Here is a 13865-nt window from a genome sequence, read left to right as displayed (position 1 = left end):
TTACGGGATTTCCTGCTCTTAACGTGCCGTTAACTATGCCGCGCGATAGTCGCTCCATCGGAGCAGACACAAGGCGTGCCATCATGCCGGAACTCTACACCGTGATCCTGTTTTCCGCTGTCAGCCTCCTGAGTGCTGCCATCGGTATGCTGGTAACGCGTATGTTGTTCGGCGCCCGCGTATCGGGCGGACCCAAGGCGGTGGTCTTTGCCGACGCACCGCGTCGTTATGAATTCCGCGAGGGCTATCTGCTCTCGCCGGTCGATCCCAATGATGCCTTCTTGCGACCCGATGTCGATCGCAGTGTGGCCTTTGATGTCCTGGCGCGCGCGGTCAGATCGCTCCATCCCGGTCTGCCCGCGCGGATGACCGCACTTGCGCGCCGGGGTGAGGCATTCGTGCTTGCGGCCCATTTCGGTCAGGATCTCTTGTCGATCGCGGGCCGGCTCGAGGGTGACCGGATCATCGTCACCATCGGCCCGACCGAGGTGCACGCCGGGCGGCAGATGGTCGATGCAGCCGCCCTGGCAGCCCTTGGCGACGAGGTTGAGGATCTGCGCCATGCATTGGACGCAACGCGCGGCCCGATCTGGCGGCTTGCCCCCGATGGCCGCGTCTTGTGGGCCAATGCGCCCTATCTGGCGCTGGTCGAGCGGCTGGGGTCTGACCGGACCGCAACGGTGCCCTGGCCGATCCCGGCCCTGTTTTCCGAGCATCTCGATCCGCTTCCCGATGCGGGCAGCCTGCGGCGCTGCCGGCTGCCGCTCCCGCCCGAGGATGCCGCTGTGGCCATGGCCCATGATGGCGCGCTCTGGTTCGACTTGGCCGTCGCGCGGCAGCCCGGTGGCGGGCTCTTGTGCGCAGCCCTGCCCGCCGACCGCGTGGTCGGTGCCGAGGTATCGCTGCGCAATTTCATCCAGACACTCTCCAAGACCTTTGCGCAGCTTCCCATCGGGCTGGCCATTTTCGACAAGCGCCGCGAATTGGTGCTGTTCAACCCCGCTCTTGTCGGGCTGTCCACTCTTGAGCCTGCGTTCTTGTCCAATCGCCCCGGCCTTGTGGCGTTTCTCGATGCGCTGCGCGACCGTCAGCGCATGCCCGAGCCCAAGAACTATCGCCACTGGCGCGACGATATCGCCCGGCTGGAACGCAGCGCCGAGAATGGCACCTTTCAGGAATTGTGGACCCTTCCTGGCGGCCAAAGCTTTCGCGTGATCGGCCGCCCGCATCCAGATGGCGCGCTGGCCTTCATGTTCGAAGACATCACCGCCGAGATCACCTTGACCCGCAAATTCCGCGCCGAGCTGGATCTGTATCAATCCGTGCTGGATGATCTGCCCACTGCACTGGCGATCTTTTCCGGCGACGGGCGGTTGGCGCTGGCCAATGCCGCCTATGGCGCAGTTTGGGGCGGCGATCCGCAAGCGCTGATCGGTGTCTTGTCGCTTGGCGATGCGATCCGCACCTGGCAGGGGCGCACCCGGCCCACCGGGCTTTGGGGCGACATCCGCCAGTTCGCCATGCCCAGACCCGACCGCGCCGCCTGGTCGGAGGCGATCACCTTGATCGATGGCGGCCGCTTGTCGGTGCGGGTGGCCCCTTTGTCCGGCGGGGCTGTCGCGGTGTCGTTTCACCCCGTCGACGCGGAGGCTGTCGCCGCGTGGCCATCGCGGGTGACGGATCTTGCCACGCCCGATCCCGTAAGGTTGCGCCAAATGGCCGAACCCATGGCCGCCTTTCGCCCGCGCCCCCCACAGGATGCGGATTGACCCATCCCCCCGATCACGCGTTGCAGCTTTGGCCGGGATGGCTAAACTCGGCCTTGTGATGATTGCCCCGACCGTCTTGACCGCCGATCCTGATCTTGCACGGCCCCCCGCGGGCTGGCTGGCGCAAGCGCGCATGCCCTTGCCCGACGCCCAGGCGACCGAAAACCTTGCTCAGGCGCTGGCCGCGCATTTGCGCCCCGGCGACACGCTGCTGTTGCAAGGTCAGCTTGGCGCGGGGAAAAGCCATTTCGCCCGTGCCCTGATCCGCACCCTGATCGGCGATGGCGGCGCCACAGCCGAGGTGCCTTCGCCCAGTTTCACCCTTGTCCAGACCTATGACACCCCCCATGGCGAGGTCTGGCATGCCGATCTCTACCGATTGTCCGATCCGCAGGAGATGCTCGAGCTTGGCCTTGATCTGGCCATGCATCAGGCGATCTGCCTGATTGAATGGCCTGACCGGATTGCGCCCGATTGGCCTGTTGGCGCGGTCTGCCTCAGGTTTGAAACCCCGGCCGATGCGCCCCAAACGCGGCTCTTGACCCTGATCGCGCTGCAAGCGTCCGATCTGGCCACACGCCTGCTGGCCGTGGTGGGGCGGCCATGACCGATCCGTTGACAGCGGTCCTTGCCAAGGCCGGATGGGCCGAGGCCACGCGCGCGCCCTTGGCGGGGGATGCGTCGTCGCGGCGCTATCTGCGGCTCAGCCGGATGGGCCGCACCGCGATCCTGATGCAAGCCCCGATTGCCACGCAAGCCGACCGCGACAGCCTAGCCGCCTTTGTGCGCGTTGGCTCGCATCTGGCGGGGCTGGGTCTGTCTGCGCCTGCGATGATCGCGGCGGACCCCGGGGCGGGTGTGCTGTTGCTGGAAGATTTCGGCGATGCCACGCTGGCGCGGCTGTTGCCCGACGACCCCGCCACCGCGCGCATCGCCTATCAACAGGCCTGTGATGTGACCCTGCATCTGGCCATGGCGCCCCTGCCCGACTGGATCGCCCGCCCGGATATCGCCGCACAGGCCGCCATGATCGCGCTGACGCTTGATTTCCTGCCACCCGGCGAAAGCGGCGATCTGGAGCCGCTGCTGGCCCGGGCGCTGGCCACCCATGCCGATGGCGCGCCGGTCTTGTCCTTGCGCGACTACCACGCCGATAATCTGATCTGGTTGCCCCACCGCCACGGCACCGCGCGGATCGGGATCCTGGATTTTCAGGATGCCGTGGCGCTGCCTCTTGGCTATGATCTGGCATCGCTTGTCGATGACCCGCGCCGCGATGTGCCCGCCCTGTGGCGCGCCGCCCTGATCGGCCGCTTTGCCGCCGCCCATGATCTGCCGCGCGACCACGCCGAGGCGCGCATCGCCACCTTGTCGCTGTTGCGCAACCTGCGCATCCTGGGCGTCTTTCACCGGCTGGCCACGGCGGGCGGCAAGCCGCAGTATCGCCAGTTCCTGCCGCGCACGGGCGCGCTGATCGACCGGGCGGTGGCCCATCCCGCCTTGTGCGCCCTGCGTCCCGCCGTGGCGCGCCTGCGCGCGCTGACCGCATCCTGGGCCGGGGGGGCCGCCGCATGACGCCCGATGTGATGATCCTGGCCGCAGGGTTCGGCACGCGCATGGGGGCGCTGACCGCCGACCGGCCCAAGCCGCTGATCGCGGTGGCGGGCCGCCCGCTTCTTGATCATGCCATCGCCGCGGCGCGGGCGGGGGGCGGCAAGATCGCGGTCAATGCCCATTACCGCGCCGACCAGATCGCGGCGCATCTGGCACGCCATCACCCCGATATCGCGCTGTCGGTGGAAACCCCCGCGATCCTTGACTCGGGGGGCGGCATCAAGCGGGCCTTGCCGCATCTGGCGACCGACCCCATTGCCACGCTCAATGCCGATGCTGTCTGGTCGGGGCCTGCGCCGCTGTCGGTCTTGACGGCAGCCTGGGATGGGGCGCGCATGGGCGCCCTGGTGCTTTTGGTCCCCCGGCCGCGCGCCATCGGCCGTCTGGGTGGCGGCGATTTCGCGGCCGATCCTGTCGGGCGGCTCGACTGGGATCGCTCGGATGCGGGTCTGGTCCATACCGGCGCGCAACTGATCGCCCCCGCGCTTGTGGCCGCGCACCCGGCCGAGGTGTTTTCCCTGCGCGAGATCTGGCAGGCGCTGATTGCCGCGGGGCGGCTTTACGGCGTGACCTATCCCGGCCATTGGGCCGATGTCGGCCACCCCCAAGGGCTGCACCAGGCCGAGGCGATGCTGGCCGATGCGTGATCTGTTCCCCCCATCGGCCACGGCCCGGGTCTATGCCACGCCGCTTGGCGTCGATTTCTGTGCCGCGCTGGTCAGCGGGCTTGACGCCATGCTGGCAGACCACCCGCCCGAGGCCATCGCGCGCGTGCATCTCTACGTCGCCAACGCCCGGATGGAACGCCGCCTGAGCGCGCTTTACCTGCAACGCGGGTCGGGGTTCCTGCCGCGCATCCGTCCGGTTCTGGCGCTGGGCGAGGTCGCTGATCTGGCGGGCATCCCGGCGGCCATTCCACCCCTGCGGCTCAGGCTGGAACTGGTGCGCCTGATCGGGGCGCTCCTGGATCGTGATCCGCATCTGGCACCGCGCTCGGCGCTCTATGATCTGGCCGACAGCCTGGCCGATCTGATGGGCGAGATGTTCGAAGAAGGCGTAACACCGGCCACCATCGCGGGGCTTGATGTCGCCGATCATGCCGAACATTGGCAGCGCGCGACCGCGTTTCTCGATCTGGTGACCCATTTCATGCAAGACGACGCGGCCCTGACCCGCCCTGCGCGACAGTCGCGGATGGTGGCGGCATTGGCGCGGCGCTGGCGCGAAGATCCGCCCGCCCATCCGGTGATCGTCGCGGGCTCTACCGGATCGCGCGGCGCGACGGCCCAGCTGATGGAGGCTGTGGCCCGCCTGCCGCAAGGGGCGGTGATCTTGCCCGGCATTGACCGCGACATGCCGCCCGAGATCTGGGCCCGCCTGCTTGAGGGGCGGCGCGCGGGGCTCGATGGTGAGGATCATCCGCAATTCCGGCTGGCGAAATTCGCCGACCGGCTGGGTCTTGACCCCCATGCGATCCCCGATTGGCCCGGCAGCACCCGGCCGCGGGGCGGGCGCGGCGCCATCTTGTCGCTGGCCCTGCGGCCTGCGCCCGCGACCGATCAATGGCTGGCCGAAGGCCCGCGCCTTGCGGATGTGGCCCGCGCGATGGCGGGCGTCACCTTGCTTGAGGCCGACAGCCCCCAGATCGAGGCGACCGCCATCGCGCTGCGCCTGCGTCAGGCGGTGGCCGATGGCCGGCGCGCCGCCGTCATTTCGCCCGACCGGGTGCTGACACGTCAGATCACCGCCGCCCTCGCGCGCTGGGGCATCCGCCCCGATGACAGCGCGGGCCAGCCGCTGTCGCTGACCCCGCCGGGCCGTTTCCTGCGCCATGTCGCAGCGCTCGAGGCGCAACCGGCCGATCCCGAAACGCTGGCCGTCATTCTCAAGCATCCGCTTTGCCACAGCGGCGCCGATCGCGGCCCGCACCTCAAGCGCAGCCGGGATCTGGAGCTTGAGATCTTGCGCGCGGCCCCGGGCGTGCCGTCGCGTGCCAAGCTGATCGCATGGGCCGCCCGGCGCAACGATGATGCGGGCGCGATGGGCTGGGTGGGGTGGCTGGCCGATCACCTGCTGGCGCCGGCCGATCATGCGCCCATCGCGCTTGACGCCCGCGTTGCCCGCCACACCGCCCGCGCCGCGGCACTTGCCGCCGGGCCAGATCAATCCGGCTCCGGCCAGCTTTACGACGAGGCCCCCGGGCAAGAGGCCGCCCGCCTGATGGCCGAACTGGCCGAGCAAGCCCCCGCCGCCGGGCCGATTTCCGCGCTCGATTACCGCGATCTCTTCGATGCCCTGACCCGCGACCGCGAAGCGCGCCAGCCGCTCTTTCCCCATGCCGATATCTTGATCTGGGGCACGCAGGAGGCCCGCGTGCAAGGCGCCGATCTGTTGATCCTGGCCGGGCTGAACGAAGGCATCTGGCCCGCAGCCCCCGCCGCCGATCCCTGGCTGAACCGCGCGCTGCGCGCCAAGGCGGGTTTGCGGCTGCCCGACCGGGTGATCGGGCTGTCGGCGCATGATTTCCAACAGGCCGCCAGTGCGCCCGAGGTCTGGCTGACCCGCGCCCGGCGCACGGCCGAAACCGATACGGTGCCCTCGCGCTGGCTCAACCGCCTGATCAATCTGATGAACGGCGCCAGCCCCCAAACCCGCGCGGCGTTAAACGACATGCAGGCGCGCGGTGCGGCGGGTCTTGCCATGGCCGAAACGCTTCTGACGCCGCCGGCCCCGGTGCCCTTCGAGCCGCGCCCTTCGCCCGCGCCCCCCGTGGCGGCCCGCCCCCGCCGTCTCGGCGTGACCGAAATCGAGACGCTGATCCGTGATCCTTACGCGATCTATGCCCGCCATGTGCTGCGGCTGCGCCCGCTTGACCCGTTGCGCAGCGATCCCGATGCACGGCTGCGCGGCACGATTCTGCACAAGGTGCTCGAGGATTTCGTGAGCCAGACCAAGGATGCGCTGCCCCCGCGCGACGCGGCCTTGCGGCTGCTGTCGGACCTGACCGACCGGGTTCTGGCCGAGGCCGCCCCCTTTCCCGCCGTCAGCCGGCTGTGGCGTGCGCGCATGGCGCGGGCGGCGGGGTTCTTTGTGGACAGCGAAATCGCCCGCCGTGCCATCGGCACCCCCCTTGGCCCCGAGATCAAGGATCAATGGGAGGTGCCGGGCACCGGCATCACCCTGACGGGCAAGGCCGACCGCATCGACCGGCTGGGTGACGGGGCCTATGCGATCTATGATTACAAGACCGGCACGCCGCCCACGCCCGAACAGGAGGAGTTTTTCAACAAGCAACTCTGGATCGAGGCGCTGATGATCGGGGCGGGCTGTTTCGGTCTGGATGCCGGGGCCAGGGCGGCGCGCATGGAATATATCGGGCTGGGCGCGCAGCCTCAGATCGTCACCCATCACCCCGACCCCGAAACCCTGACCGAGCTTGCCGGGCAATTGCAGCGGCGGCTCTTGCACATGCTGGACGAGGGTTGGGGTTTTTCCGCCCGCCGCGCGATCAGCAACACCCGCTTTCAGGGGCATTTCGACCAGCTTGCCCGCCATGGCGAATGGGATGAAACCGATCCGCCCGTGATCATCCCCATCGGCAGGGGGGGCCCTGCATGACCGAGGCCAGCCTTGCCCAGATCGCCGCCGCCGAGCCCACGACATCGGTCTGGCTGTCGGCCAATGCCGGGTCCGGCAAGACCCGCGTGCTGACCGACCGTGTGGCGCGGCTGTTGCTCGGGGGCGTGCCGCCCGAACGCATCTTGTGCCTGACCTATACCAAGGCCGCCGCGATGGAGATGCAGAACCGCCTGTTTCAGCGTCTGGGCGCCTGGGCGATGATGCCCGACGCCCAGCTGCGCAAGACGCTGGCCGAGATCGGCGAAGGTGCCATCGACCCTGCGCGCCTGCGGGTGGCGCGCACGCTGTTTGCCCGCGCGATCGAGGCGCCGGGCGGGCTCAAGATCCAGACGATCCATTCCTTTTGCGCCTCGGTGCTGCGCCGCTTCCCGCTCGAGGCGGGCGTCAGCCCCGGCTTCACCGAGATCGACGACCGCGTTCAGGCCCGCCTGATTGCCGACCTGATGGATGATCTGGCCAAAGGCCCCGATGCGGCGGCGCTGGATGGGGTGGCCCCGTTGCTCAGCGAGGATGATGGCCTGCGCAAGCTGTCGCGCGCGGTGGTGAATGGGGCCGATGATTTCGACCCGATCTGGGATTGGCCCGCGATCTGCGACTGGGCGGGCATCGATCCGGCCATGACCGAGGAGGATCTGATCGCGCGCGCGCTCGATGGCGATGACCGCGACCTGTGCCAGATGTTGCTGCCCGCGCTGAACCCCAAGAATACCCAGCACAAGGCCGCTTGTGCGACCATCCCCGATTTTCCATGGGATACGCCCGGCCTTGGCGATCTGGCGCGGCTTGAGCATGCGCTTTTGTCGGGGGCTGGCAGCAAGGAGCCCAGCCAGCCAAAGGCGGGCATCTTCAACAATGCCGCCGTCCGGGCCGCGATGGGCAACAGCCTTGCCCGGCTTGCCGATCTGGCCGACCGTCTGGCCTCTGCGCGCCCCTTGCGTCTTGGCCTGTTGACCGCGCGGCGCACGCACATGCTGCACCGCTTTGCGGGCGCCTTTCTGCCCCGCTACGCCGAGGCCAAGGCGCTGCGCGGCTGGCTGGATTTCGACGATCTGATCCGCGCGACCCGGCGCCTGTTGACCAGCCAGACCATGGCGCAATGGGTCTTGTTCCGGCTCGATGGCGGGATCGACCACATCCTTGTCGACGAGGCGCAAGATACCAGCCCCGCGCAATGGGATATCGTCAAGACACTGGCCGCCGAGTTTGCCACAGGCATGGGCGCGCGGGCCGATGTCGCGCGCACGATCTTTGTGGTGGGCGACAAGAAACAGTCGATCTATTCCTTTCAGGGGGCCGATCCGCAGGGGTTTGACCGCATGCGCGACCATTTCGCCGCGCGTCTGGCCGATGTGGGCCTGCCGTTTCGGTCGGGTGACTTGCTCTATTCCTTTCGCTCGGCCCCGGTGATCTTGTCGCTGGTCGATCAGGTCGCCAATGGCGCGGCTGCGCCCGGGGTGGGGCCGGGGGTGCTCCACAAGGCCTATTTCGACACGCGCCCGGGGCGGGTCGATCTTTGGCCTGCCATCCCGGAAACCGCCACACGCGGCAAGCTGCCATGGGATGACCCACAAGATCTCGTGTCCGAGGATCACCATACCAGCCTGCTGGCACGCGCCATCGCCAGCCGCATAGAGGCCATGATCGCGGCGGGCGAACCCATTCCCGGCAAGGACAGCCCCCGCGCCGTCACCGCCGGCGATATCTTGATCCTTGTGCAAAGCCGCTCGCCCCTGTTTCGCAAGATCATCGCCGCGCTGAAGGCCGCGGGTCTGCCCGTGGCGGGTGTGGACCGCGCCGCCATTGCCGAACCTTTGGCGGTCAAGGATCTGATCGCGTTGATGCGGTTCTTGTCGCTGCCCGAGGATGATCTGTCGCTGGCCGCGGTCCTGCGCTCGCCCATCGGCGGCTGGTCCGAGGCGGCGTTGTTCGATCTGGCCCATTACCGCCCCAAAGGTGCCTCGCTCTGGGAGGCGCTGCGCAAACAGGCCGATCATTGGCCCCAGACGCTGGGCATGCTCCAGGATCTGCGCGATCAGGCCGATTACCTGCGCCCCTATGATCTGCTGGAACGCGCGCTGATCCGGCATGGCGCGCGGCTGCGCCTTGTGGCGCGTCTGGGCCCCGAGGCCGAGGATGGCATCGACGCCATGCTGGCCCAGGCGCTGGCCTATGAGGCGATGGAGGTGCCCAGCCTGACCGGCTTTGTCGGCTGGCTCGAGGCGGGCGAGGTGACGGTGAAACGCGATCTGGCCAAGCCCAACGGGCAGATCCGGGTGATGACCGTGCATGGCGCCAAGGGGCTCGAGGCGCCGGTGGTGATCTTGCCCGACACCGCGATCCGTCAGGCGCGGGGGGGCGCACGCATCGATCTGGTCACCCCCGAGGGCGGCCCCTGTCTGTGGCCGCGCAAGGATGAGGCGATCGCGCCTGTCCTGGCCGCACTCGATCACAAGGCGGCCGCCGACACCGCCGAGCGCAACCGCCTGCTCTATGTGGCGATGACGCGCGCCGAAAGCTGGCTGATCGTCGCCGCCGCCGGCAAGACCGCGAACAAGGACGGCGATGCCACCGACAGCTGGTATGCCTCCATCGCCGACGCGATGCAGGCCAGCCCGGCCGTGCCCTATGCCCCGCCCGAGATCCCCCATGACGGGGGGCTGCGGCTGGAGCGGGGCGATTGGGCGACGCTCCCGCCCGCCGCGTCCGCGTCCGCCGCCGCCGCCCCGCGCGCAGCGCTGCCCGATTGGGCGGGCCAGGATGTTGCCGCGTCGCCCCGCGCATTGCCCGCCCGCACCCCGTCCGATCTGGGCGGGGCCAAGATCGTTGCCGGGGCCAGCGAAGGGCTGGCCGAAGAGGCGGCCCTGCGCCGTGGCCGTCTGATCCATCTGTTGCTCGAACATCTGCCGGGCCTGCCGCAACCGGGCTGGGCGGCCGCGCTGCCCGCGATCATGTCGCTGGAACCCGGCAGCGTGCCCGCCGCCGAAGCGGCCGATCTTCTGGCCGAGGCGACCCGCATCCTGACCGCCCCCGATCTGGCGCCGCTCTTTGCCCCCGAAACCCTGGCCGAGGTGGCGCTGTGCGCCGACAGGCCTGCCCTGGGCGGGCCGATGCAGGGCATCATCGACCGGCTGCTGGTGGGCGATGCCCGTGTTCTGGCCGTGGATTTCAAGACCAACGCCGCCATCCCCGCCACCCCCGCCGCGGTGCCCGAGGGGCTGTTGCGTCAGATGGGGGCCTATGCCGAGATGCTGGGCGCGATCTATCCCGACCGCCGCATCGAAACCGCCATCCTCTGGACGCGCAGCGCCGAATTGATGGTCTTGCCGCAAGATATCACGGCTGCGGCACTGGCGCGCTCTGCGGGTGCTTGACCCTGTGCGGGGCGATCCTTAGATTTCGGTTCCGATCTCATCCGCCAGGAGGGCCCCACGCCATGGCAACACTCGCCGTTTCCGATGCCACCTTCGATGCCGAAGTGCGCCAGTCCGACATCCCCGTTGTCGTGGATTTCTGGGCCGAATGGTGCGGCCCGTGCAAACAGATCGGCCCCGCGCTGGAAGAGCTTTCGGCCGAATATGCCGGGCGCGTCAAGATCGTGAAGGTCAATGTCGACGAGAACCCGCAATCGCCGATGCAGATGGGCGTGCGCGGCATCCCCGCGCTGTTCCTGTTCAAGGATGGTGAGGTCGTGTCCAACAAGATCGGCGCCGCCCCCAAGGCTGCGCTCCAGAAATGGATCGACGACGCCGTGTGATCGGTTCGGTCATCCCAATCCCAAAAGGCGCCCCAACCGGGGCGCCTTTTTGGTTTCGGGTTGCAACCCACATGCGCGCGCGATGACGCCCCCGGGCTGTCTGGTCTGACACGCTGGCCGATGCCACGGGCCAGCCCCAGTGCAGACCCAACCGATGCCCCAGCGGCCCGCCATTCCCGGTCTTTGGGGCGCAATGAAGAAAAAGCTTACCCGGCCCGAGCCGTTTCTGGCGGATGTGGATGCGGGTGTTCCCCCGGCGCGGCCGCCGATGCCGCTTGAGACGATGGGGGGCATTGATGTCTTGCAGAACCGGCATGCCCTGAGCGACCCGATGGCCGCCGAGACGCTGCAAGACGGCGAGGCCGGCCAATCCGACACCGAGGGGTTTTCGGGGCGCGGGGCATGGTCAGGAACGGCGCCAGATCAGGGTGCCGGAACAATCCCTGGTCTGCGCCCCGCTCAGTTCCGGCCCAAAAGCCCGTTGAGAACCCGCATCAATATCTGATCGGCGTCATCCTGGGCGGCGGGGTCCAAAGACGTGCCCTCTGGCGATGGATCGCCGATACGCCGCGCGATTGTGCGCGCCTCGGTCGCCGGATCGATCATCGGCAGCGGGCTTGCGGGGAGGTCGGCATGGATGCGCTCCATCGTCTGGCGCCAGATCTCGGATGGAAGCCCGCCGCCCGTCACCCCGGTCAGGGGGGAATTGTCGTCATACCCCATCCAGACACCGGTCACATAATCGGCGGTGAAGCCGATGAACCACGCATCGCGTTGGCTGTTGGTGGTGCCGGTCTTTCCGGCCACGGGCCGATCGGGCAATTGCGCGCGCCGACCCGTGCCCTGGGCGACGGCTGTGGCCATCATGTAGGTCAGTTGCCGCGCGGCGGTTTCGGAAATCACCCGTTCTTCTATGCCGGTCATCTGTTCGAACAGGGCCACGCTGTCGCCCACCAGCCGCAATTCCTGAACCCCGTAAGGGACCACTGCCGAACCACCGTTCAAGATCCCCGCATAGGCGCCGGTCATTTCGATCAGGGTCGATTCCGATGCCCCCAGCGCCAAGGCCGGCCCATCGGCAAGGTTGCTGTCGATGCCGAATTCAGCGGCCACATTGCGCACCAGATCGCGGCCCACCGCTTCGGACAGGCGCACGGCTGCGGTGTTGAGCGACCGCTCCAGCGCCTCTGTCAGAGTCACCTCGCCGTAGAATTCCCCGGTGTAGTTCTCCGGCGACCAAGGCCCTGATCCGGGGATGGTGATGGTCAGCGGCGCATCAAGGATCAGATCGTCAAAGCGCCAGCCCAGATCCAGCGCCGCGGCATAGACAAAGGGCTTGAACGACGATCCGGTCTGGCGCAACGCCTGTGTCGCGCGGTTGAACAGCCCCGTGCCTTCGGTGTCGCGCCCCCCTACCATCGCGCGCACCGCACCATCGGCCGACATCACCACGATCGCGGCCTGTGCCTCGGACCCTTCGCGCACCTGGTTTGCAAAGACCGATACCAGCGCCTCTTCGGCGGCGGCCTGCAAGGCGGGGTCAAAGGTGGTGCGGATGATCACATCCTCGGTTGTCTCGCCGGTCAGGAATTGCGGGCCGGTCGACATCAGCCAATCCGCAAAGGCCCCGCCGCGGTCTTGCCGCGCGGCCGCCGACAGCGTGGCGGGGGCCGCTTGCGCGGCGGCAGCCTCGGTGGCGGTCAGATAGCCCTGCGCCTCCATCAGCCGCAGCACGGTCGCGGCGCGGCGCTGCGCACGGTCCAGATCGCGGGTCGGCGCATAATAGGAGGGCGCCACCAAAAGCCCCGCCAGCATCGCGGCCTGCTGCGGGGTCACGGCGGCGGCCGAAACGCCGAAATAGCGCTGTGCCGCCGCTTCGAACCCGCGCGTGCCCGCCCCCAGAAAGGCGCGGTTCATATAGATCGACAGGATCTCGTCCTTGGAATAGCGAACCTCCATCGCCAGCGCAAAAGGCACCTCCTGCACCTTGCGCCACAGCGTTGTGCGGCGGCAATCTTGCTCATAGGCGGCTTCATTTTCCCAGGCGGCTGGGTCATAGGGCACGCCCAGACACAACAGCTTGGCCACCTGCTGGGTGATCGTGGACCCGCCATGCCCCGACAAGGGGCCGCGCCCCTCGCTCAGGTTGATGCGAACAGCGCTGGCGATGCCGCGCGGGCTGATGCCCAGATGCCGGTAAAAGCGCCGATCCTCGGTGGCAATGATGGCATGCACCAGATGCGGGCTGACGCTGGCCGGGTCGATTGCGCCGCCGAATTGGTCGCCCCGCCATGCAAAGACGGCGCCGTCGCGGTCCAGCATCGTGACCGATCCGCGATAGCGGGCGTCGACCACCGCCGCCAGATCGGGCAATTGGGCGTGATAATATCCCGCCGCCAGCCCGATGATCAGCATCACGATTGCCGCGCCCCGCCAGATCAGCCCCCAGATGATGCGCCCGATCAGCCGCAAGAGCGCGCCGATCCATCCCACAAGCCCACGCCGTCGCGGCGCGCGGGTGCGGCGCGGCTTGCGCGGCCCGCGTCCGCCAGTCTTGGGCTTTGGCGCCGCCACAGCCGGGCCGCGCCGATCGGCCACAAGCCGCCGCCCCATGGGCGCTGATCCGCGGCCCTTTCCGGAAATCGCCATATCGCTGACCTGCCTCTTTTCAGCACAAGATAGGCAAATTTGAGTCGTTTGTGCACCCTCTGTGCCGCAGCGCCGCATCTTTCCTTAGCCTAAAATTTAGGCGCAAGCGTCAAATCGCGCAAAAATAATGCAACTTCGCCTTCCGGTTGCGCGGATTATGCCCCGATTCATTGCCACCGGCGCGGCCTCAGCCTGTCTAGAGCCCATACCGGCGGCGTCAGTCACGTCGTCCGGGCGAACCGGATCAACAAACCGGAAGGGGTAAGACGTGAAACTCATTATTGCAGCGATCAAGCCGTTCAAGCTCGAAGAGGTCCGGGAAGCCCTGACCGCCGTCGGGGTCCGCGGCATGATGGTCACCGAGATCAAGGGCTTTGGCTCGCAATCCGGTCACACCGAAATCTATCGCGGCGCGGAATACGCCGTGAACTTCGTGCCGA

10 protein-coding genes are annotated in these 13865 nt (G+C 68.0%); 9 read left to right on the top strand and 1 reads right to left on the bottom strand.

What is annotated here, in order from left to right:
- Nucleotides 1-83: 83 nt before the first annotated feature.
- From Q0094_RS11520 to Q0094_RS11485, 8 genes are all read left to right on the top strand, one after another.
- A complete protein-coding gene (locus tag Q0094_RS11520) occupies nt 84-1769 on the top strand; it encodes a PAS-domain containing protein (RefSeq protein WP_297619526.1) in 1686 nt (561 codons plus the stop codon).
- A 133-nt stretch (nt 1770-1902) separates the two neighbouring features.
- Entirely contained in the window at nt 1903-2376 is a 474-nt protein-coding gene (gene tsaE, locus Q0094_RS11515) for a tRNA (adenosine(37)-N6)-threonylcarbamoyltransferase complex ATPase subunit type 1 TsaE (RefSeq protein ID WP_297619575.1), read from the top strand.
- Nucleotides 2373-3344, top strand: a complete 972-nt coding sequence (locus tag Q0094_RS11510) for a phosphotransferase (protein ID WP_297619523.1) — start codon at nt 2373-2375, stop codon at nt 3342-3344. The genes tsaE and Q0094_RS11510 overlap by 4 nt, the downstream gene beginning before the upstream one ends.
- The gene (locus Q0094_RS11505; protein WP_297619520.1) at nt 3341-4030 is read left to right on the top strand and encodes a nucleotidyltransferase family protein; all 690 of its coding nucleotides are present in this window, start codon (nt 3341-3343) and stop codon (nt 4028-4030) included. The genes Q0094_RS11510 and Q0094_RS11505 overlap by 4 nt, the downstream gene beginning before the upstream one ends.
- On the top strand, nt 4023-7001 hold the full coding sequence (addB, locus tag Q0094_RS11500; RefSeq protein ID WP_297619516.1) for a double-strand break repair protein AddB: 2979 nt from the start codon (nt 4023-4025) through the stop codon (nt 6999-7001). Before Q0094_RS11505 ends, addB begins: the two co-directional genes overlap by 8 nt.
- The gene (gene addA / locus Q0094_RS11495; RefSeq protein WP_297619514.1) at nt 6998-10393 is read left to right on the top strand and encodes a double-strand break repair helicase AddA; all 3396 of its coding nucleotides are present in this window, start codon (nt 6998-7000) and stop codon (nt 10391-10393) included. The genes addB and addA overlap by 4 nt, the downstream gene beginning before the upstream one ends.
- A gap of 62 nt (nt 10394-10455) precedes the next feature.
- The gene (gene trxA, locus Q0094_RS11490; protein ID WP_297619511.1) at nt 10456-10776 is read left to right on the top strand and encodes a thioredoxin; all 321 of its coding nucleotides are present in this window, start codon (nt 10456-10458) and stop codon (nt 10774-10776) included.
- Nucleotides 10777-10969: 193 nt separating this feature from the next.
- The gene (locus Q0094_RS11485; RefSeq protein ID WP_297619508.1) at nt 10970-11281 is read left to right on the top strand and encodes a hypothetical protein; all 312 of its coding nucleotides are present in this window, start codon (nt 10970-10972) and stop codon (nt 11279-11281) included.
- Here the strand turns inward: Q0094_RS11485 and Q0094_RS11480 are convergent.
- Complete coding sequence (locus Q0094_RS11480; RefSeq protein ID WP_297619506.1) at nt 11236-13389, bottom strand: transglycosylase domain-containing protein; 2154 nt, start codon at nt 13387-13389, stop codon at nt 11236-11238. The genes Q0094_RS11485 and Q0094_RS11480 overlap by 46 nt on opposite strands.
- 304 nt (nt 13390-13693) lie before the next feature.
- Here Q0094_RS11480 and Q0094_RS11475 point away from each other — a divergent pair.
- Nucleotides 13694-13865 (top strand): P-II family nitrogen regulator (locus tag Q0094_RS11475; protein ID WP_297619572.1); only part of this gene is annotated, 172 nt, incomplete at its 3' end.

It is taken from the genome of uncultured Roseicyclus sp., assembly GCF_937892565.1.
GTDB lineage: Bacteria > Pseudomonadota > Alphaproteobacteria > Rhodobacterales > Rhodobacteraceae > Roseicyclus.
The sequence above is the reverse complement of the archived record's forward strand: the minus strand, read 5'-3'. Positions and strand labels throughout refer to the sequence as shown.

Coding starts and splice junctions, on each gene's coding strand:
- addB (WP_297619516.1), top strand. CDS start 4,023: ATGCGTGATCTGTTCCCCCCATCGGCCACGGCCCGGGTCTATGCCACG.
- tsaE (WP_297619575.1), top strand. CDS start 1,903: ATGCCCTTGCCCGACGCCCAGGCGACCGAAAACCTTGCTCAGGCGCTG.
- Q0094_RS11480 (WP_297619506.1), bottom strand. CDS start 13,389: ATGGGGCGGCGGCTTGTGGCCGATCGGCGCGGCCCGGCTGTGGCGGCG.
- Q0094_RS11510 (WP_297619523.1), top strand. CDS start 2,373: ATGACCGATCCGTTGACAGCGGTCCTTGCCAAGGCCGGATGGGCCGAG.
- Q0094_RS11520 (WP_297619526.1), top strand. CDS start 84: ATGCCGGAACTCTACACCGTGATCCTGTTTTCCGCTGTCAGCCTCCTG.
- addA (WP_297619514.1), top strand. CDS start 6,998: ATGACCGAGGCCAGCCTTGCCCAGATCGCCGCCGCCGAGCCCACGACA.
- Q0094_RS11485 (WP_297619508.1), top strand. CDS start 10,970: ATGAAGAAAAAGCTTACCCGGCCCGAGCCGTTTCTGGCGGATGTGGAT.
- trxA (WP_297619511.1), top strand. CDS start 10,456: ATGGCAACACTCGCCGTTTCCGATGCCACCTTCGATGCCGAAGTGCGC.
- Q0094_RS11505 (WP_297619520.1), top strand. CDS start 3,341: ATGACGCCCGATGTGATGATCCTGGCCGCAGGGTTCGGCACGCGCATG.